Origin of the sequence: Pseudomonas sp. PS02290, from assembly GCF_029960075.1 — a bacterium.
GTDB lineage: Bacteria > Pseudomonadota > Gammaproteobacteria > Pseudomonadales > Pseudomonadaceae > Aquipseudomonas.
Genome location: NZ_JASCOY010000028.1, coordinates 1 through 18,459, shown reverse-complemented (window position 1 = coordinate 18,459; position 18,459 = coordinate 1). Strand labels below are relative to the sequence as shown.

At 58.1% G+C, this 18,459-nt stretch carries 20 protein-coding genes; 7 read left to right on the top strand and 13 right to left on the bottom strand.

What is annotated here, in order from left to right; genetic code table 11:
• Positions 1 to 250 precede the first annotated feature (250 nt).
• Genes cyoA through cyoE form a run of 5 tightly spaced genes read left to right on the top strand, consistent with a single transcriptional unit; the run spans position 251 to position 5,093 of the window.
• Positions 251 to 1,186: a ubiquinol oxidase subunit II gene (cyoA, locus tag QMX88_RS14465; protein WP_192170722.1), complete on the top strand. Its 936-nt coding sequence runs from the start codon at positions 251 to 253 to the stop codon at positions 1,184 to 1,186.
• Between the two features lie 3 nt (positions 1,187 to 1,189).
• Positions 1,190 to 3,208 (top strand): cytochrome o ubiquinol oxidase subunit I, encoded by a 2,019-nt coding sequence (gene cyoB, locus QMX88_RS14460; RefSeq protein ID WP_282370390.1) that lies wholly within the window; start codon positions 1,190 to 1,192, stop codon positions 3,206 to 3,208.
• A gap of 3 nt (positions 3,209 to 3,211) precedes the next feature.
• The gene (locus QMX88_RS14455; RefSeq protein WP_074886388.1) at positions 3,212 to 3,844 is read left to right on the top strand and encodes a cytochrome o ubiquinol oxidase subunit III; all 633 of its coding nucleotides are present in this window, start codon (positions 3,212 to 3,214) and stop codon (positions 3,842 to 3,844) included.
• Positions 3,845 to 4,192 (top strand): cytochrome o ubiquinol oxidase subunit IV, encoded by a 348-nt coding sequence (cyoD, locus tag QMX88_RS14450; RefSeq protein ID WP_192170724.1) that lies wholly within the window; start codon positions 3,845 to 3,847, stop codon positions 4,190 to 4,192.
• 10 nt (positions 4,193 to 4,202) lie between these two features.
• Positions 4,203 to 5,093, top strand: coding sequence for a heme o synthase (gene cyoE / locus QMX88_RS14445; RefSeq protein ID WP_074886382.1), 891 nt, complete (start codon positions 4,203 to 4,205; stop codon positions 5,091 to 5,093).
• Between the two features lie 79 nt (positions 5,094 to 5,172).
• Here cyoE and QMX88_RS14440 read toward each other — a convergent pair whose 3' ends face one another.
• From QMX88_RS14440 to QMX88_RS14425, 4 genes are all read right to left on the bottom strand, one after another.
• Positions 5,173 to 6,159 (bottom strand): ATPase, encoded by a 987-nt coding sequence (locus QMX88_RS14440; protein WP_282370387.1) that lies wholly within the window; start codon positions 6,157 to 6,159, stop codon positions 5,173 to 5,175.
• Between the two features lie 49 nt (positions 6,160 to 6,208).
• Positions 6,209 to 7,003 carry a transporter substrate-binding domain-containing protein gene (locus tag QMX88_RS14435; protein ID WP_442969457.1) on the bottom strand — a complete coding sequence of 265 codons (795 nt, stop codon included), beginning with the start codon at positions 7,001 to 7,003 and terminating at the stop codon, positions 6,209 to 6,211.
• A gap of 58 nt (positions 7,004 to 7,061) precedes the next feature.
• Positions 7,062 to 7,685 carry a DedA family protein gene (locus QMX88_RS14430; RefSeq protein WP_282370383.1) on the bottom strand — a complete coding sequence of 208 codons (624 nt, stop codon included), beginning with the start codon at positions 7,683 to 7,685 and terminating at the stop codon, positions 7,062 to 7,064.
• A 143-nt stretch (positions 7,686 to 7,828) separates the two neighbouring features.
• The gene (locus tag QMX88_RS14425; protein ID WP_282370381.1) at positions 7,829 to 8,716 is read right to left on the bottom strand and encodes a LysR family transcriptional regulator; all 888 of its coding nucleotides are present in this window, start codon (positions 8,714 to 8,716) and stop codon (positions 7,829 to 7,831) included.
• Positions 8,717 to 8,852: 136 nt separating this feature from the next.
• On the opposite strand from QMX88_RS14425, the gene QMX88_RS14420 reads away from it, so the two are divergent.
• Both QMX88_RS14420 and QMX88_RS14415 read left to right on the top strand, forming a co-directional pair.
• Positions 8,853 to 9,596, top strand: a complete 744-nt coding sequence (locus QMX88_RS14420; protein WP_282370378.1) for an SDR family oxidoreductase — start codon at positions 8,853 to 8,855, stop codon at positions 9,594 to 9,596.
• Positions 9,597 to 10,145: 549 nt separating this feature from the next.
• Positions 10,146 to 12,431, top strand: coding sequence for an AAA family ATPase (locus QMX88_RS14415; RefSeq protein WP_282370376.1), 2,286 nt, complete (start codon positions 10,146 to 10,148; stop codon positions 12,429 to 12,431).
• A gap of 129 nt (positions 12,432 to 12,560) precedes the next feature.
• On the opposite strand, the gene QMX88_RS14410 is transcribed toward QMX88_RS14415, so the two are convergent.
• From QMX88_RS14410 to QMX88_RS14370, 9 genes are all read right to left on the bottom strand, one after another.
• On the bottom strand, positions 12,561 to 13,151 hold the full coding sequence (locus QMX88_RS14410; RefSeq protein ID WP_282370484.1) for a tail assembly protein: 591 nt from the start codon (positions 13,149 to 13,151) through the stop codon (positions 12,561 to 12,563).
• A 2-nt stretch (positions 13,152 to 13,153) separates the two neighbouring features.
• Positions 13,154 to 13,504 carry a hypothetical protein gene (locus tag QMX88_RS14405; RefSeq protein ID WP_282370374.1) on the bottom strand — a complete coding sequence of 117 codons (351 nt, stop codon included), beginning with the start codon at positions 13,502 to 13,504 and terminating at the stop codon, positions 13,154 to 13,156.
• A 305-nt stretch (positions 13,505 to 13,809) separates the two neighbouring features.
• Positions 13,810 to 14,022: a hypothetical protein gene (locus QMX88_RS14400; protein WP_282370372.1), complete on the bottom strand. Its 213-nt coding sequence runs from the start codon at positions 14,020 to 14,022 to the stop codon at positions 13,810 to 13,812.
• Positions 14,023 to 14,074: 52 nt separating this feature from the next.
• On the bottom strand, positions 14,075 to 15,316 hold the full coding sequence (locus QMX88_RS14395; RefSeq protein ID WP_282370370.1) for a phage major capsid protein: 1,242 nt from the start codon (positions 15,314 to 15,316) through the stop codon (positions 14,075 to 14,077).
• Between the two features lie 140 nt (positions 15,317 to 15,456).
• Positions 15,457 to 15,693 (bottom strand): helix-turn-helix domain-containing protein, encoded by a 237-nt coding sequence (locus QMX88_RS14390; RefSeq protein ID WP_282370368.1) that lies wholly within the window; start codon positions 15,691 to 15,693, stop codon positions 15,457 to 15,459.
• 81 nt (positions 15,694 to 15,774) lie between these two features.
• Positions 15,775 to 16,170 (bottom strand): HNH endonuclease, encoded by a 396-nt coding sequence (locus tag QMX88_RS14385; protein WP_282370366.1) that lies wholly within the window; start codon positions 16,168 to 16,170, stop codon positions 15,775 to 15,777.
• A complete protein-coding gene (locus QMX88_RS14380) occupies positions 16,170 to 16,370 on the bottom strand; it encodes a hypothetical protein (protein ID WP_044322227.1) in 201 nt (66 codons plus the stop codon). The genes QMX88_RS14385 and QMX88_RS14380 overlap by 1 nt, the downstream gene beginning before the upstream one ends.
• Before the next feature lie 91 nt (positions 16,371 to 16,461).
• Positions 16,462 to 17,661: a tyrosine-type recombinase/integrase gene (locus tag QMX88_RS14375; protein ID WP_282370363.1), complete on the bottom strand. Its 1,200-nt coding sequence runs from the start codon at positions 17,659 to 17,661 to the stop codon at positions 16,462 to 16,464.
• A gap of 351 nt (positions 17,662 to 18,012) precedes the next feature.
• On the bottom strand, positions 18,013 to 18,252 hold the full coding sequence (locus QMX88_RS14370) for a hypothetical protein (RefSeq protein WP_336620228.1): 240 nt from the start codon (positions 18,250 to 18,252) through the stop codon (positions 18,013 to 18,015).
• Positions 18,253 to 18,459 lie beyond the last annotated feature (207 nt).

Sequence of the window (18,459 nt, the reverse complement as noted above, 5' to 3'; positions counted from 1 at the left end):
TCGCTCTAGTAGACGCGGTTCGAATGGCCTCCCGAGTCACGTTCTGAATGTCTGCGCCAAGGGATAGGGTCCGCATTAGCGGGTGCCACCATTCGAATAAGAAACCAAAGCTCAACCCGGATTTGTTGTGAGGCCCCATGCTTCCTGACAGGCCCCTTTTCAATCCAAGCATTTGCCAGCACCTGGCAGGGTGAAGTGTTGGCGGTCGAAACCCAACTGCGATGCGAAAGCTGCTTTTAGAGGTCGTGAGATGAGTAAAAAAAGGTACCCCAGGTTTTTTGGCTTCTTGGCCCTTTTCAGCATGCTCCTGCTCAGCGGGTGCGATTACACCCTGCTGGATCCCAAAGGCCATGTGGGCGTTCAAGAGCGTGACCTGATCATCACTGCTACCTTGCTGATGCTGCTGGTGGTGGTGCCGGTCATTTTCATGACCATCATCTTCGCCTGGAAGTATCGCGCTACCAACAAGAGCGCGACGTACACGCCTGACTGGGCGCATTCGACCCGGATTGAGCTGGTGGTCTGGCTGGTTCCATTGGCCATCATCATCGTGCTCGGCTATGTGACCTACAAGTCGACCCACGCGCTTGACCCTTACCGTCCGCTCGAGTCAGACGTCAAGCCGCTGACCATTGAAGTGGTCGCACTGGACTGGAAATGGCTGTTCATCTATCCGGAACAGGGCATCGCCACCGTCAACAAGATCGTGTTCCCGGCCAACACGCCGATCAATTTCCGCATCACTTCCGATTCGGTCATGAACTCGTTCTTCATCCCTGCACTGGGCGGCCAGATCTACGCGATGGCCGGCATGCAGACCAAGCTGCACCTGATCGCCAATGAAAACGGCGAGTTCGATGGTATCTCCGCCAACTACAGCGGCGCAGGTTTCACCGGCATGAAATTCAAGGCGACTGCCACCTCACAGGCTGATTTCGACGCTTGGGTTGCCGACGTCAAGAATTCACCTAAAACACTGGCAACGGCCGAATACGCCGCGCTGGCCAAGCCTAGCGAACGTAACCCCGTTGAACTCTACTCCTCGGTCACTCCGAACCTGTTCCAGATCATCATCGACAAGTATGAAGGTATGAAGCCGGGCAAGATTGTCCATGAGAAGAAAGAAGTAGCAGGTACGGAAGGGATGGACATGGGTAAGCATTCAGCTGCGCAGGCAGAGGAGTAAACGATGTTTGGTAAATTAAGTCTGGACGCGATTCCGTTCCACGAGCCGATAGTCATGATCACGGTCGCCATGATCGCGATCGGTGGTGCGGCATTGCTGGGTCTGATCACGTACTTCAAGAAGTGGACTTACCTCTACACCGAGTGGCTGACGTCTGTCGACCACAAGAAAATCGGTGTCATGTACATCATCATTGCAATGGTCATGCTGCTGCGCGGCTTTGCCGACGCCGTACTGATGCGTTCGCAATTGGCCATGGCCACTGAAGGCTCACCCGGCTACCTGCCGCCTGAGCACTATGACCAGATCTTCACCGCTCACGGTGTGATCATGATCATCTTCATGGCGATGCCGTTCTTCACCGGCCTGATGAACATCGTCGTGCCTCTGCAGATTGGCGCTCGCGACGTTGCCTTCCCGTTCCTGAACTCCTTGAGCCTCTATCTGCTGATCTCCGGCGTGATTCTGGTCAACGTGTCTCTGGGCGTCGGCGAGTTCGCACGTACCGGTTGGGTGGCCTATCCACCGCTGTCGGAACTGGGCTATAGCCCGGGCGTGGGTGTGGATTACTACATCTGGGCACTGCAGCTGTCAGGACTGGGGACAACGTTAACCGGGGTCAACTTCCTGGTTACCGTGCTGAAGATGCGTACCCCTGGCATGAAACTGATGGACATGCCGATCTTCACCTGGACCTGCACCTGGGCCAACGTCCTGATCGTGGCTTCGTTCCCGATCCTGACCGGTACCCTGGCGTTCCTGACCCTCGACCGTTACCTGGACTTCCACATCTTCACGAACGAGTTGGGTGGTAACCCGATGATGTACGTGAACCTGTTCTGGGCGTGGGGTCACCCCGAGGTTTACATCCTGATTCTGCCGGCGTTCGGGGTCTTCTCCGAAGTCATCTCGACGTTCACCGGCAAGCGTCTGTTCGGCCACCACTCGATGATCTACGCCTCCGGTGCGATCTCGATCCTGGGCTTCATGGTCTGGCTGCACCACTTCTTTACCATGGGTTCGGGTGCAAGCGTCAACGCCTTCTTCGGTCTGGCGACGATGCTGATTTCCATCCCGACGGGTGTGAAGCTGTTCAACTGGCTGTTCACGATCTACCAGGGACGTCTGCGCTTCACCGCGCCAGTCTTGTGGACCCTGGGCTTCATGGTCACCTTCTCCATCGGTGGTATGACCGGCGTACTGTTGGCTATCCCGGGTGCCGACTTCGTTCTGCACAACAGCCTGTTCGTGATCGCGCACTTCCATAACGTGATCATCGGTGGTGCTGTGTTCGGTTACATCGCCGGCTTCGCGTTCTGGTTCCCTAAAGCGTTCGGCTTCAAGCTGAACGAGAAGTGGGGCAAGGCAGCGTTCTGGTTCTGGATCTCGGGTTTCTACGTCGCCTTCATGCCGCTCTACGCACTGGGCTTCATGGGCATGACCCGTCGTCTGAACACCACTGACAACCCGGACTGGACGCCATACCTGCACGTCGCGTTCGTCGGTGCGTTGCTGATCGCTGTCGGTATCGCCTGCCAGCTGATCCAGATCTTCGTGAGTATCCGTGACCGCGAGCAGAACCGCGATCTGACCGGTGACCCATGGAATGGCCACACCCTGGAATGGTCCACTTCGTCGCCACCGCCTTTCTACAACTTTGCGGAAATGCCGAAAGCCAACGAGATCGACCCGTGGTATGCCGCCAAGCGTGATGGCGAGGCCTACAAGGTTCCGGCCAAGTACTCCGACATCCACATGCCGAACAACACGGCAACGGGCATGGTGATGGGCCTCCTGCTGACCGTCTTCGGTTTCGCGATGATCTGGCACATCTTCTGGCTGGCGGGCGTCAGCCTGGTGGGCACGATCGTTTACTTCGTGATTCACGCGGCACGTGACGATCAGGGCTACATGGTTCCTGCATCCGAAGTGGCACGCATCGAAGGCGAGCAACACGCGATCCTGGCTCGTGTTCGCAATGGTCAGACAAACACTCCTGTCAACAAGCTGGAGCAGGCATAAACAATGTCGAACTTAGTATTTGATGGTGCGAAGGGTCACGACCACGGTCATGACCACGAGCACGACCATGGTCACCATGACGCCGGCGAGATGAAGATCTACGGTTTCTGGATCTACCTGATGACCGACTGCATTCTGTTTGCGTCGATCTTCGCCATTTACGCGGTACTGGTTAACAACGTAGCGGGTGGCCCTGCGGGCCACGACATCTTCGAACTGCCTTACGTGCTCGGCGAAACCGCCTGCCTGTTGCTCAGCTCGATCACCTACGGCTTCGCCATGCTGGCGATGCACAAGGGCAACAAGTCGGGCGTTCTGGGTTGGTTGTTCGTGACCTTCCTGTTCGGCCTGGGCTTCATCGGCATGGAGATCAACGAGTTCCACCTGCTGATCTCCGAAGGTTACGGCCCTAACCGCAGTGGTTTCCTGTCGGCGTTCTTCACGCTGGTCGGCACCCACGGTCTGCACGTGACCAGCGGCCTGATCTGGATGGCGATCATGATGTATCAGGTCTCCAAGCACGGTCTGACCGGGACCAACCAGACTCGCCTGAGCATGCTCAGCCTGTTCTGGCACTTCCTGGACGTTGTCTGGATCTGCGTGTTCACCGTTGTCTATCTGATGGGGACCATTTAAATGGCGAATTCACATCACTCCCATGACGCCGCCAGCCATGAACCTGCCGCCCACGGCAGCTTCAAGTCGTACATGGTCGGTTTCGTACTGTCGATCATCCTGACCGCGGTTCCTTTCGGTCTGGTGATGTTCCCGACGATCTCGAAAGTGGCCACGCTGTGGGTCGTTCTGATCTTCGCTGTCGTGCAGGTTTTGGTTCACCTGGTGTACTTCCTGCACCTTGACCGCTCGGCGGCACAGCGCAACAACGTCATCGCGTTTGCCTTCGCTGGCCTTGTGATCGTGCTGCTGGTTGGTTTGAGCACCTGGATCATGTTCAGCATTCACACCGCCATGATGGCGAAGTGAGGAAAACCTGATGTCACTGAAGCACTTTATCCAAATCACCAAACCGGGGATCATTTTCGGTAACGTGCTTTCGGTGGCAGGTGGCTTTTTTCTGGCTTCCAAGGGGCATGTCGATATCGGCTTGTTCCTGGCAGCCGTGATCGGGACTTCACTGGTAGTAGCTTCTGGCTGCGTGTTCAACAACTGCATCGATCGCGATATCGATGTGAAGATGGAGCGCACCAAGAATCGGGTGCTGGTGCAAGGATTGGTGTCAGTGAAACTGGCACTGATCTATGCCACCGTGCTGGGTGTTGTCGGCGTCGGCCTGCTGTACACCAAGGCCAACGCACTGGCGGCACTGTTCGCCGTAATCGGCTTCGTGATCTACGTCGGCTTTTACAGCCTGTACCTGAAGCGCAGGTCGGTTCATGGCACGTTGGTGGGCAGCCTGTCGGGCGCGATGCCTCCGGTCATTGGTTACGTCGCGGTCAGCAACACCTTTGACCTCGCGGCGCTGACCTTGCTGGTGATGTTCAGCCTTTGGCAGATGCCTCACTCGTACGCCATCGCGATTTTCCGCTTCAACGACTATCGGGCTGCCTCGATTCCGGTCCTGCCGGTGAAGCGCGGTATCCGGGTCGCCAAGCGGCACATCCTGATCTACATCCTGGCTTTCCTGCTGGCGACCTTGATGCTGACCTTCGGCGGTTACGCCGGGCTCAATTATCTGGCCGTTGCAGCGGCGATGGGCATGTACTGGTTGTACATGGCCTGGACCGGCTACAAAGCCAAAGACGACACTGTTTGGGCACGTAAGCTGTTCGTGTTCTCCATCTTCACGATCACAGCCTTGAGCGTGGCGATGTCGCTGGATTTTCAGGTAACTAAGGAGCTGTTGGTGACATACGCAGCGCCTTAGTCGCCTGAATGAAACGCAAAAAACCCGGTTGCTCGCGAGAGAAACCGGGTTTTTTTTCGAACTGAAGAAAGTTTTTGGCTTAGCGGGTTGACCCTTTGGCAGAGGCCTCTTCGGCATCCTTTGCCGGCCCGAGGACAACGGCCAGATGGCGCAAGTCTTCGATCTGCACGCTGACGCTTTTCCCTGAAGGGCTGGCGACCAGTGTGCCCAGGGCAAAGACCGTGAAGAAACGCACCTCATCGGCGTGACTCAGCAGCTCACTGAGGTAGCGGCTGGAGCGGTAGGCCTGCATCTGCGCGGGGGATACGTACAATGTCACCAGCTTGCCTTGCAGGCGATCGAAGAATTTGAATTTGAAGCCGATCCCGTAGCGCTCGACCAGTCCGCCGCCATACAGCACCCGACGCTCGTCATTCAGCTGAGCAAACTTGATATGGCGGAAATAGGCGCGCAAGGACACCTCGCCCTGACCCGGAACGCGAAGGGTCAACAGCGCGAGTTCTTCCTTGGTCAACGAGGCCTGGGCCTGACGGAAGCTGTCGACCAGCCGCTCCAGATCGCTGGTTCGGTTCTGCTTGTCCTGTTTGGCCTTCAACGCGTCAGCTGGGAGCCTGGCGTCTTCGGGCTTATCGGTCGGCTCGGCGTCAGGCTTGTCTGTCGGCGATGCCGGCTTAGCGCGCTCCTTCGGGGTGGGATCAAAGACGTCAATGTAATCATCCAGCTTGCGCTTGACCCTGCGCAGCTCGCTATCGGCCCCGGTTTCGGCTTCCTGGCCAGCCGGCGTTTCGACGGATTCATCCACCCATTCGCAATCGGCGTGATGTTCGTATTTCGGGTTGGCCCGGTAGTGCGCGGCGACGAAGGTCGGATGCTCCTGAGGCTTCACGTCATAGCGAACCCCAGTGATTTTGACACCCAGAGCGCGGCACGACTCGGACGAACACAGAAAGCTGAAGCGCGCACGGGGTAGCTCTTGAGAAAAATACTCGCGTCGCGCCGCCACGATGGACAGCTCTTGCTGCAGCTCGACGCAGAACGCGCGGGTAATGGTTCTGTTGGTTTTCATGGATACGGCGGGGTCCTGTGCCGAAGTCTTCCGGATGTGCTGCGCACTGTTATTCCGTTGGCATCGCCAGCCATTCGCCGACCACTTTTTTGTAAGTCCCGGTGGCTTTGGAGAGGTGCAGCCACTGATCGACATAGGCCTTCCAGGCCACGTCATCCCGGGGCAGCAGATAGGCCTTTTCGCCGTACTGCATGTAGTGCGACGGATTGACCGTGCACAAGCCTGGCATGCGTTTCTGCTGATACAGCGCTTCGGACGCGTCGGTGATCATCACGTCGGCTTGCTTGTCGAGCAGCTGTTGGAAAATGGTTTTGTTGTCGTGGAAGGCCAGGCTGGCATTTGGCAGATAAGCGTGGGCGAAGGCTTCGTTGGTGCCGCCTTGTGGTTCGATCAATCGAACGCCGGGCTGATTGATCTGCTCGAGGGTCTGGTACTTCGACTCGTCTTCGCAGCGCACCAACGGCACTTTGCCGTCGATGTCCAGCGTGCTGCTGAACGCCGCCTTCTTCTGCCGCTCCAGAGTGACCGAGATGCCACCGACGGCGATGTCGCATTTGCCGGCCGTGAAGTCGGGCATCAGGGTTTTCCACGTGGTCGGGACCCACTCGATCTTCACGCCCAGGCTCTGCGCCAGAGACTGGGCCAGCTCGATGTCGATGCCTTCGTATTGGCCGTCGGGCTTGAGAAATGTGTACGGCTTGTAATCGCCGGTCGTGCAAACGGCCAGTTGGCCCTTCTGCATGACGGTGTCCAAATGGGACGGCGCCTCAGCGGCCTGAGCCTGGATGCTGCTGACCATGCTCAACAGCAAACCGGCGGTGATGCGTGTGTTCATCGAGTCGATCCCTCTGCTTCAAATGCCTGTCTGCCGTTATAGAGGCGGTCAGCGCAGATGGGAAGCGTTATCCCGCAGAGGAGGGCGGGACGTCCTTTGCCCGCTTGGCCGCCTGCCTGGCAGGCCGTGTTTTTGCGCGACGATGCCGATACAGCGCGACGGCCGCGCCCACCACGACCACGCCCAGGAAGATCGGCAGCCGATAAGGCTTCAAGTTGCCGAACATAGTCTCAAGAAAGCCCCCCGCCCAGTAGCCGGCCGCGAGAAACAGACTTGCCCAGACTGCGGCGCCAAGCAGGTTGATGATTGCAAAACGAATGGGCGACAAGCGACTCGCGCCGATAACCAGAGGCCCGATCAGGCGCATGCCGTAGAGAAAACGCACCGAGAAAATGGACGCCGTGGGGTAGCGCTTGATCAGGTCGGACACGCGGTCGATGGTCGCTTGCTGGCGGTGCAGGCGCGGCAGCAGGCGTGGCCCGAAGTAGCGCCCGGTCCAGAACAGAATCTGATCGCCGAGCATCCCGCCCAACGTGGCGTAGATGAGCACTTGCTGCCATTGCAGGACGTGCTGGTGCGCCGCCAGCCCGCCGAGGATCAGGATGGTCTCCCCTTCCAGCAGGCAGCCGATGAAGATGGCCCAGTACCCGTAGTTTGAAAGCAGATAGTTGAAGTCGATGTGTTCGAACATGGAAGGCCGGTGGTTTCGGTGAATGGGTGGCTGCTTAAAGACCCAGCAGCGTGCGCGCCTCGGAGGCGCATCGCACGGCGTTCGACCGAAGCCGGTCGTCATCGGTTCGGTCGCCTTAGGTCGAATCTTCCTGCGCCATGCCGTCAGGGGAAGGTCTGTAGATCGCTCAGGCAGTGGATCAGGTGATCGTAGACAAGACGTACCCTGCTCGGCACCGGCCCTGACTGCGTCCGGTACACGGAAAGGTCCATGGGCGGCGGCGCGGCATTCGGCAACACCTCGATCAGACGCCCGTTGCGCAGGTAAGCCTCGGCCAGGTAATGGGGCATCTGCGCAAACGTGACGCCCGCCAGTACGAATTCCAGTTCGGTCTCCGGGTCATCACAACTGAATGCGGGGGAGGGTGGCGAGTAGCTTTGGCCTCCGGACAGAAACCACGGCCAGGGTCGTCCATTGTTGCGATCAATCAGCGTCGACAGCGGCAGCTGTTTAAGGTCTTCCAGCGCGGATGGCATGCCCACTGCCGCGATCAAGTCCGGCGACGCGACGATCTTCAACGGCACTTGCGCCACCACTCGCGCGATGTAGCGCCGGTCCCGGACCGTGCCAATGCGAATGCCGATATCGATCCTCGAACCGACGGCATCGGTAAGTTGGTCATCCAGGCTCAACTCGATCCGCAGGCCGGGATGTTGCTGCATCAATGGCTGGAGGAAACCGGCCAGATACAGCTTGCCGATCGAGTGAGGCGCGGTGATGCCTACGCGGCCCACCACATCCGCCGCGGGATTTTTCGTGTGGGCCGCGAACAGGCGATCGAACTGGTCGAGGGTCTCACGCGCCTGTCGCGCCACGTCTGCACCGTACGCCGTGACATGAGCCTGTCGCGTGCTGCGATGAAACAACGGCTCGGCGAAGGTTCGCTCTAGTTCCTTTATTGCGCGGGTGACCTTTTGTGGCGAAGTGCCGAGGCGAGTCGCGGCTTCCCGAAACGTGGGTGCGTCCACAGCCACCAAAAAGATACGCAGCATTTCCATTCGGTTCAGCATGGGCGGGCGCTCGTGTTCCAAAAAGTGGAATTCTGAAAACCGAACTCTTCCATTTTCTGACAGGAATATCCATCGCAAACTGGCCCCATCAACTTCCCAACGCTTCAGGAGAACTGCAATGAGCAATGGCATCCAAGGCAAAGTCGTCGTCATTACTGGCGCCAGCAGCGGACTCGGCGAAGCCACCGCGCGGCACCTGGCAAAACTGGGCGCCAAGGTCGTCCTCGGCGCACGCCGTCAGGAGCGTATGGACGTCATCGTCCGCGACATCAAGGCTACCGGCGGCGAGGCATCGGCCTACACCGTTGACGTCACTCGCCGAGACGACCTGTCGGCACTCGTCGAAAATGCTGTTCGCGACTTCGGCCGCATCGACGTCATGATCAACAACGCCGGCCTCATGGCCATCGCGCCGATCGCCGAACTGCGCGTCGACGAATGGGACCGCATGATCGACATCAACATCAAAGGCGTCCTCTACGGCATCGCCGCCGCACTGCCGAAGTTCGAAGCCCAGGGCTCCGGCCACTTCATCAACATCTCATCAGTGGCCGGCATCAAAGTCTTCAGCCCGGGCGGCTCCGTCTACAGTGGCACCAAATACGCCGTCCGCGCGATCTCCGACGGCCTGCGCCACGAGGTCGGCGGCAAGATCCGCACCACCACCGTCGAGCCCGGTGCCGTGGATTCCGAGTTGAAATTGGGCAGCGGCCATCAGCCGAGCGCGGATGTGGTCAAGGAGTTCTACAAACAAGCGATCCCGGCCGAATCCGTCGCCCGCGCCATTGCCTACGCGATCGAACAGCCGAGTGATGTGGATATTAACGAGATCGTGCTGCGGCCTACTTCGCAGGACTTTTGAGGGGGGGGTATTGCGGCGTGACCCCCCCGGCGCATTCCCGGCTAAAGCCAGTCCGACTGAATGTACGCATAGTAGGACCGGCTTTAGCCGGGAAGGGGCCGGTTTGAGCGCCATCAGATTTGCAGCGAACGCATACCGCTTTCTGCGGCGTTAGTGATGAGTAAACGGCATAGCTGACTGGCCCGTGACTTTCGGCCCTCACCAAATCCCGCCCACAAAAAAACCGGCTCAAATCTGGCCGGTTTTTTTGTGCTTCAAGTCACGTAACCACTTGAAGGTGTTGCTGTTTGGTGCCCCGAGGGAGAACAAGACAGCGTCGAATTCGCCCATAAATATCGGGGTTTTATACGGGAAGCCTTTGAATCTACTCAAATATCTACTCACAAATACTGGTAAGCAATTGCTGGGTGCATGCGTCACTTTTCCTGCAGAAACGTGGCACCGTGCTATGGTCCATAAGACACAAAAGGCGAGTCTCAGACCCGGTCAAAATTAGCTGAGTCGCTGCCAAATTCCCGTTCGGGACCACCGCTGAAAGGACGCAAGATCGTGCTCGAGAGAATTGAACGAATCCAAGGAATAGGGCTACTCCACGATGTCGACGGCAAGGCGCTCAAATTATCCAGCATCCAGCTGATCTACGCGGATAATGGAAGGGGCAAATCGACTCTAGCGAGCGTTTTGAGATCAGTGTCGACAGGTGATGTTTCTACAATCACCGAACGCAAGACCGTCGATCGTAATACCCCGCCCGCAGCCACTTTGACATTTGGAAGCGGGCATAAAGTCACGTTCAAAGACGGATCCTGGTCAGAGCAGCGTCCGGAACTGTTGGTCTTCGACGCTGAATTCATCGAGAAGAATGTGCATTCTGGGGGGGTAGTCACCCCTGGTCAGCGAAAAAACCTGTTGCAGTTTGCGCTCGGCGCTTCCGCAGTCAAAGCGCAAGCTGCTGAAGACCAGGCTACGAAGTCGGCATCAGCAGCCAATGCCGCAGTCGCGCAAATTACAGCCCAGTTGGCTGGCTACCATCAGGGCATGCTTCTGCCGGCATTCATTCGACTTAAGCCAGCCGCGGAACTAGAAACGCAGCCGCTTGTAAACGATCTCCGAAAGCGTATACAGGTAGCGCAGAACATCGGGGTGGTGATGGCTCGGCCTCTTCCAGCAGAAATAACCGAGCCTATGTTTGACATCGATTCGCTTTTCACAATATTGAACACGTCATTAAAAGACGTGGAGGAGAATGCAGAGCAGATTGTAAGTCAACATTTCAAAAAGCCGGGATACGATAATATAGAGAAATGGGTAAGTGACGGCTTGCGATTCGATGATGGTTCGACTTGTCCCTACTGCTCCCAAAGCACTGACGGCGTGTCACTGATTAAAGCCTATCGGACTCACTTCAATAAAAAATATGAAGAGCTAAAGTCAAAGGTTTCAGTTCTTGAAAGAGGGGTTCTTGCGAGGACTTCAGATTCAGTTATAGATACATTAGATGTAGCCTTGGCGACATCTAATGCGGCTCTTGTGGCATGGTCGGTTGACCATGAGTTACCGCAGGTTACATTCGATCGTAACAAAGCAAAGGAGGATATTACGACGCTTAGGACCTATCTGCTGTCGTTGGTGGGTACGAAGCTGAATAAACCCCTAGAACCTATAGGTGACGACGCAGAAAAACTTTTCGCTAAAACTCAGTGGCAGAATGTGCTGTCGCACATACAAAATACAAACTCCCAAGTTCGAGATGCTCGGAAAGCGATTGAGAATTACAGAGCCAGCCTACAATCTGAAAATATCGGCATGATGAATCAGAGCATTATCAATCTTGAGTTGGCGGTGTCTCGCGGGAAAGCTGAAGTCACGGACTTAATTACCTCACTTGCAGCCGCAAGGCAGAAGGCAGTCGACGCTGAGACATTGAAAAAGACTGCTAGGGCCGCCCTCGTGACTCACATGAGCGAAACTCTAAAGACTTTTCAAAAGTCAATTAATACAATATTGCTTAAGTTTGGTGCTTCTTTCTCGATTGAAAAAATGGACGCGAACTTTAGGGGAGGTGCCCGCAGTGAATACGGCCTGTCGCTAAGAGGGATGTCGATCACTTTAGACGGCACACCCCGCTTCTCCACGGCACTAAGCGAAGGGGACAAGCGGACACTGGCGTTTGCTTTTTTCGTGGCTACAGTCGCAGCAGATACTGAACTGAAAGATAAGGTGGTCGTCATAGATGATCCAATGTGCAGTTTGGATGCCAATCGCAAAGCCCAAACTATTGGAGTTCTAAAAACGATAAGTGGTAAGGCCGAGCAGATTGTGATTCTTGCTCACGATCCATTCTTCATTCGAGACCTGCGAGATAAGCTAACAGCAAAGGGTGCGCCTGCTCTGCAGATTTTACAGCTACAGCATTCTGTCGATGGCTATAGTGACTTGGCAAAATTCGACCCCGATAAAGAGTGCGAATCGCCGTTCTATAGGCATCACCGATTGATCATGGAGCTTAGCGCTGGAATTTCCCATGATAATCGGACCGTTGCACAGGCAATAAGACCGTTTCTAGAGGGGTATCTTCACAGGCGATTCCCGGGGCTTATACCAAGGGACTTGATGTTTGGACAGATAGTTGGGCACATTGCAGCTGCTCAGCCGAACGATCCTCTATATTTTGCCCACGGCTTGCTTGAGGAACTTCAAGAAATAAATAGCTATTCTGGACAATTTCACCACGACACTAACCCCGGACTGTGCGAAACAATACCGGTAGTGACGTCGGAGCTGATTTCCTTTGGGCAAAGAGCTCTCACGTTAGTATATCGAGGCGCCGCTTAGTCCTCTGTGGAAGGGGAGGTGTAGTAGATAAAAGCAGGGGATATTCCTCTGCTTTGTCCTTGTTTGGGCAATGCGGATTACAGACGATCACCCATCCGAACGTAGTCAGCTCCTCAGCAGGAATATCATCTATAACCTGTCCTCTGCATAGATAGAGGCAGAGATTATCGCACCTCCCCAACGTCGATAACCTATGCAGATCGGGACGGGGTTGCCGCTGGCCGTGGTGTTCTTCGCGCTACCGAACGCGTAGCTTGGCAAGTTATCCGGGGAACCGCTCTGCCGCAGGCCTGACGCCTGTGGGCTCAGCATCTGGATAACGCCGCCGGCGGTCATCGCAACGCCTGCCGCAATCAGGTTGGGGCTTCTGGCATAGGCACCTACGACGATCAGCACAATGCCGAGCACGGTCTGAAGCACTCCGGCACGTTTTGCGCCTGCGATGACCGGGACAATACGAATTTCCCGAGAACCGCCCAGATCGAAGCCATCCTCGACGATATTCTTCCGGTTTCGGAAAACGGCGAATCGCATCCCCAGCCGGGCCAGCCTGGCTACTTCTGCAGCGAAGCCGTCGACCGTGTTTTTCAGCGCCTGTAACCCCTCATTCGCGCAACCGCTGTCGAGCTGGTAGTCCTTGTAGCGGAAAAACTTGCGCGCCAGCGATCCGGACAAGTAGATGCGGGTCTTGGGCGTGAAATGCGCTGCTGTGGCGGCCATAGTCATGAGCTCAGTGGGTGTGGTTTTGGGATGTCGGCGCCGATCAGCTCGGCAAGGATCATGCGTGCGGCTACGGCATTTTTTCGAATGGCTATCTCGCGAACTGGATTGGGGTTCCAGGCTGCGCAGTGAATCGATGCCTCAGCTCGGGCGCAGCGACGATCTGACGTCACGCGCCACAGTTCTGCGGCGATGGTGGCCTCAGCCTCAGTGAAGTACGGGCCGTCGAATTGCACGCGCCCGCCTTTCACAATGTCGCTTACGCCCCAGACCTTATAGCCGCCGACCGTTTGAGGATGAGGCTCGAAATCAGTCACCTTGCAGGCCTCGCTGAATCGTTGGTGATGGGTCATCTTTGAGCCTCGCCGGCTTAACATCCGAGTTAACAAAAAGTGAAATTGTTAACACTCCCGCGTTAACAACAAAACTCCTTATTCCCCGCAAATCCGGGCATTTCGCACTGACGCCAGTGGCGAAATTTGTTAACTCGGCTTTAACAAAAAAGTGTGAGAGGGGAAAAAATCTCTGCGTGCGGTCGGGGGCGGTGTCCGAGGCCAAAGGCCCCAAAGTTTCGACCCGCCCCACCCGCGAATGAGAAATTCTCTCATTCGACGCCGAAATCGTGGGTTTTGCACGGAATCGGCGTTGTGGTCAGCCATCAGGCCGAGTAGTCGGGGTCCAGAGTCGGAGGGCTGGCCCGCAGCGCCTCGATCGCGGCCTTGTGGCTCATGCCACTCGCCAGCAGGTTGTCGATCTCCTTGCGGATCTGGTCGCGGCAGGCGGCCTGATAGAGCAGGGCCCGGCTGTGCGCAATCTGGTTCAGCGCTTGCTGAATGGGTTTCGGTAACGTTTCGGGTTTGGTGAAGCTCATGTGTGCAGTCCTCGCGGACCGGGCCGACGCATCGACCCGATCCAGCCAGTGGTTAAGGGGCGGTTTGGGTCAGGGACACCAGGCGCATCGAGGATGGGGCGTACACGGCGAGGCCGGCGCGAAGCTCGGCGAGGATCGTGACCAGGTTGCGTCGGAAGTTATCACCGTCCATTCGGCTGGCTTCCACCGTCACCTCTTGCCGGTCGAGCAGCGCAGTGGTGCTCGTGTCGAGGATCAGCGCACCGAGCTCCGGCATCCCCATCGTGACAACCACGGGCGTGCCCCACAGGCTAGGCGGCGCAGGATCGCGCGGGGTGCCGATCACGTACTGGCCGTCACCGTCATTGGCGCGCTCGCTCTCGATGGCGAACCAGTCGCGGGGGTTCATCACGATCACGTTAGGATTCCACCCGGCTGCTTTCAGATCGGTGAGCGCCAGGCCGATGCGATCAACAGGCTTGCCAGTGGTGATGCCGGCGGCGGGCGCCTGGGCAATGAAGCCGAGGATCTCGCCTGGGCCACCATTACCGATCAGCAGTTCCGCCTCGAGCTTCTGACGGACACCCACGCTCATGAGTAGGCCGATCTGATCCTGGAGCTGGGTGTTGTCGTTCAGCACCTGGAGGCTGGCCGGAATCCAGGTCGCAATCGTGGCAATCTCGGCACGGTCCATTTTGGTGGGGAGTTGGCCCTCGGCCTTCTCGTCGCCTTCCTTGACCTGGTAAGCGGCGCCACTCAGGTAGCCGTCGAGCCGGACATACTCATAGGTCGAGCCTTCAACCGGGACGATCGGGAGAACGTCCAGCAGGCTCAGGCGCGGTTGCGGAATCCCTTGGATGCCCGGGGCGCGTACCGGCGCGGTCGGGTAACTGGTTGATCCGGCGGTGCCTTTGTTGGGGTTGGTCACCGCTGCGCGCAGGCCTGTTCCAACGCGCATTTTGCCGGTGGATTTTTGGCCCGCTCGAATCACCGAGATACCATCGGCATCGATCACCGCGGCGCTGACGACATTGGTGTCCGGCTCGCTGCTGCTTTGGGTTTTATTGAAGCCGCCGGCGACTGCGCGTTGCTCTAGCTCCAGCAGGCGGGCCTGCAGCTCAATCTGCTTTTCGCCTTGGTTCTCGATGGTTTCCTTGTGCGCTTTCAACGCGGTGAAGGCATGGCCGAGGTCTTGATCCATTTCGCTCATCTCTTGAGTGATGGTGGCGAGATGTTCATTTCCGCCAGCCGAATTTTGGTGCGCGGCGAGAGCTGCTTTCAGCTTTTGCCAGCGTTGGTTATGAGGGGTAGTCATGGGGTAATCCCATTGAGGTGTTATGGGAGCCGCCCCAGCGCGAGGCGTGAGGCGGTGGGCAATCCCCCAGCGCACGGCGTGAGTTCATGCCGACTACCTTATGCGCGCACACAAGCCCCAGTCTTCGGCGAAGTCCGACGTTATGCGGCGGTATTGGTCGCGAAGCGCACGATGTCGGCGACTTTGTAGAACCTACGGTTGCCGCGGCGAATGAAAGGGATCGGGGCCTGCCCGTCTGCCGCGAGTCGGCGCAGGTAGCTGGGGGCGTACCCCAACAGTTCAGCCGCGGCCGGTTCCGGCACCAGGCCTCCGATCAGGGGCGTTACACCCGCTGCGGCCAAGCGCGCCGCTATCTCTTCCTCAACACTACTTGTCATGCGATGGCTCCTGAGCTGCTGGGTCGCAGCTCGGTCTGAACTTTTAATTTCGCGGGTGTAAAAAAATGACTGAGCGGACGGTCACTTAGCCAAAGGCCCCAAACTTTGGGGCTGCCCCCGGCCGGCGCGGCTTTCGGTCGCGGTCTTGGCCTTGTGGCACGCCTCACACAGCGATTGCAGGTTCTCGTCCGCATCACTGCCGCCCGATGCCTTGTTCGCGATGTGATCGACCTCGCAGGCCTCCGTAACGCGTCCGTCGTGTGCGCAGATTCTGCAAAGGTAGTGGTCACGTTTGAGCACACGATCGCGCTTCACTCGCCAGGCATGACCGTAGCCCCGCTCGGTGGTGTTGCCGGCGCTCGGCCCGCGACGGCTCCAGCCTGTGCGCAAATGCGCGTGCTCGTCGCAGTACCGAGGATTGCGGGTCAAGGTGTTGCAGCCCTGGGCGTTGCAGGGCTTCTGCGGTCTCTGTGGCATTACTTCAACTCCATCTCACGGGCGATCTGTTCAACATCGGTACCGCGATCAAGCGCACGTTGCGCGTCGCGGACCATCTGGGTGATGGCCTGGTCTTCAAGCCGCTGCGCCATGACCGAGGCTTTGCGAGCGATCATCTCGGCCAGCGTGACGGGGAATGGTTGGCGGGCTGGGCGGCTGTAATCTGTCCTGCTCTTCACTTCTACGTACTCCCTTGGGATGGATTGGTCTTCTGCCTGAGGCCCTTGTCTTTCGTGGCGTGCAGCCGTTTAGCAATGCAAGTGGTCCCGGCTATGTCCCACTGTGAAGCTCTCGGAAGCCCTGGCTGTCGAGGTGGTCATGCCACGTCTCCAGCGCCTTGCGCTTCATGCCCTCGGCGGTGGTGTGGATGTAGGTGGCGTCCAGGTCTTTCATAGCGTGGTTGAGCAGCATCTCGCCCACCATGTAGTCGACGCCCAGATCGGCCCAGCCGGTGCGAGCCACCTTGCGCAGGTCGTGACTCGACCACTCACCCTTGGCCAACTCTGCGAACAACGTGCTGGCCTTGCTGGCACTCACCGGGGCGCCAGGACGACCGGGAAACACATGAGGGCCGGTGTAGCCATTGGCGTGCTGCTGATCGCGGTAGCGCTTGAGCAACGCGCAGGCTTGGGCAGTCAGGGGCAACGTGTGCTCGGCTTTGGTCTTGGTGTCTTCTTCAGGGATGAACCACAGCCCGGTGGTGAGGTTGATGTTCTTCCAGCGCGCCAGCCGCGTTTCGCCCAGTCGCGTGCCGTGACACAGCATCATCAGGGCCAGCATCGATGCAGTGGGCGCGAGCTCATACTTCTCTGCCAGTTGAACCATGAGCGCGGGCAGATCGTCGCCACGCACTCGCGCTGGCTTGGGTCGGATGCGGGTCGCAATGAAGTCGGTGAACTTGAGCGTGGCCATCGGGTTGACCGGCAGCATCTTCAGGCGCAACGCCTGGCTGAATGCCACGGCCAGCACGCCATAGACCAGGCGCACGAACGAGGCCTTGTATCGCTCCTGCATCGGCCACATCAGCAGGCGATCCAGAGTCGGGCCGTTGAACGTGGACAGCTCGACCTCTTGCAGCCGAGGCACCAGGTGACAGCGCAGCGCAGATTCCGCACCCGCTTTGCGCTTGGCCGACAACGCCCGATCGCGCTTCATGCGCTCGGTGTACCAGGTCAGTACGTCGCCCACCGTGCGCCAACTGCTGGTGGTGGACACGGCGTCCGGATTGACGGCGCGTCGAGCGAGGATGGCCGGAAGCGTGGACTGCATCAGCTTGGCGTTGATGCCGGGGTAATCACCGGCTTTTCCCCACTTTCCGCGCACCACGACGTGCCAGGCGCCTTTTGTGCGATTGGTGGTGGAGTAGCGAAAGCGCAGCTCCGGAAAGCGCGGGTCGCGCAACTGGCGCACGGTGCCCGTCGCCTGCTTGCGGATCTCGGCGTCTGTGATGTTCAGGTGTAGCGTGGTCATTTGCCCGGTCCTTATGTCGAGATGCGCGCAAACTTGCTCACATCCCATTGACCCCAGATCTGGGGAAGTCTGATGCGTCCAAAACTGGACGCATCGCCCATCGGTCAACCTCAGCCAGTAGTGGAAGGGATGCGCTCAAAACTGAGCGCACTCACTGGCCCCGGCTTTGGGGTCAGCTCCTGTGCAGCCCCCAGTGGGGGATGTATCCAAACTTGGATGTATCGGGTCCTACACCAACGGTGGATCACGCTGCTCTAACGGGTTGTTAACGTTAAAGGCGCCTTCGACCACCAGTGGTGGCCGGATCCCGAATCCGGTGACACCGCTAACGGTTAGGTAACGGTGGCTGCGTTACTTGCCCAGTTCGGCATCCGGCCACCGGCCCCGAACATTGGCCAACGCTTCTTCTCGCGTGACCGGCTCGGAAATCATCGTGAAAGGGAGGTAACCAGGGACCAGCACTGTCCAGCCCGCGCGACGCTCCAGACCATCGCCAGCGGTGAGCTCGGCCAGTAGCGTCAGGCGATGTCGGCGCACGTAGCGGGTGATTTCATCGGTGATACGGTCGCGAGGGCCGATGCGTACACGCATCCCGTTCCGGCGTGCCGTGATACCCCGATCCGTGAGGAAGTCGAGGGCGGCCATCACACGTCCACCCCGTCGTCATCGAGCGTCGGCAAGCACGTTCCGTCGGGCAGTGGGGAGGTGAGCAATTTGTTCCAGTCGTGCCCTTTTTCTTCCCAGTCGTGCCCTTTTTGTGCAGTCGTGCCCATGTCTAATGGTGGGGCCGACTGTGGG

Bases quoted from the DNA above. Each gene is read 5' to 3' on its own strand.
- QMX88_RS14375 (WP_282370363.1), bottom strand. From the start codon at position 17,661: ATGACCACGCTACACCTGAACATCACAGACGCCGAGATCCGCAAGCAG.
- cyoE (WP_074886382.1), top strand. From the start codon at position 4,203: ATGTCACTGAAGCACTTTATCCAAATCACCAAACCGGGGATCATTTTC.
- QMX88_RS14440 (WP_282370387.1), bottom strand. From the start codon at position 6,159: ATGAAAACCAACAGAACCATTACCCGCGCGTTCTGCGTCGAGCTGCAG.
- QMX88_RS14405 (WP_282370374.1), bottom strand. From the start codon at position 13,504: ATGACCCATCACCAACGATTCAGCGAGGCCTGCAAGGTGACTGATTTC.
- cyoD (WP_192170724.1), top strand. From the start codon at position 3,845: ATGGCGAATTCACATCACTCCCATGACGCCGCCAGCCATGAACCTGCC.
- QMX88_RS14455 (WP_074886388.1), top strand. From the start codon at position 3,212: ATGTCGAACTTAGTATTTGATGGTGCGAAGGGTCACGACCACGGTCAT.
- QMX88_RS14370 (WP_336620228.1), bottom strand. From the start codon at position 18,252: ATGCGTGTACGCATCGGCCCTCGCGACCGTATCACCGATGAAATCACC.
- QMX88_RS14430 (WP_282370383.1), bottom strand. From the start codon at position 7,685: ATGTTCGAACACATCGACTTCAACTATCTGCTTTCAAACTACGGGTAC.
- cyoB (WP_282370390.1), top strand. From the start codon at position 1,190: ATGTTTGGTAAATTAAGTCTGGACGCGATTCCGTTCCACGAGCCGATA.
- QMX88_RS14410 (WP_282370484.1), bottom strand. From the start codon at position 13,151: ATGGCCGCCACAGCAGCGCATTTCACGCCCAAGACCCGCATCTACTTG.
- QMX88_RS14390 (WP_282370368.1), bottom strand. From the start codon at position 15,693: ATGACAAGTAGTGTTGAGGAAGAGATAGCGGCGCGCTTGGCCGCAGCG.
- QMX88_RS14425 (WP_282370381.1), bottom strand. From the start codon at position 8,716: ATGCTGCGTATCTTTTTGGTGGCTGTGGACGCACCCACGTTTCGGGAA.
- QMX88_RS14395 (WP_282370370.1), bottom strand. From the start codon at position 15,316: ATGACTACCCCTCATAACCAACGCTGGCAAAAGCTGAAAGCAGCTCTC.
- QMX88_RS14385 (WP_282370366.1), bottom strand. From the start codon at position 16,170: ATGCCACAGAGACCGCAGAAGCCCTGCAACGCCCAGGGCTGCAACACC.
- QMX88_RS14400 (WP_282370372.1), bottom strand. From the start codon at position 14,022: ATGAGCTTCACCAAACCCGAAACGTTACCGAAACCCATTCAGCAAGCG.
- QMX88_RS14420 (WP_282370378.1), top strand. From the start codon at position 8,853: ATGAGCAATGGCATCCAAGGCAAAGTCGTCGTCATTACTGGCGCCAGC.
- cyoA (WP_192170722.1), top strand. From the start codon at position 251: ATGAGTAAAAAAAGGTACCCCAGGTTTTTTGGCTTCTTGGCCCTTTTC.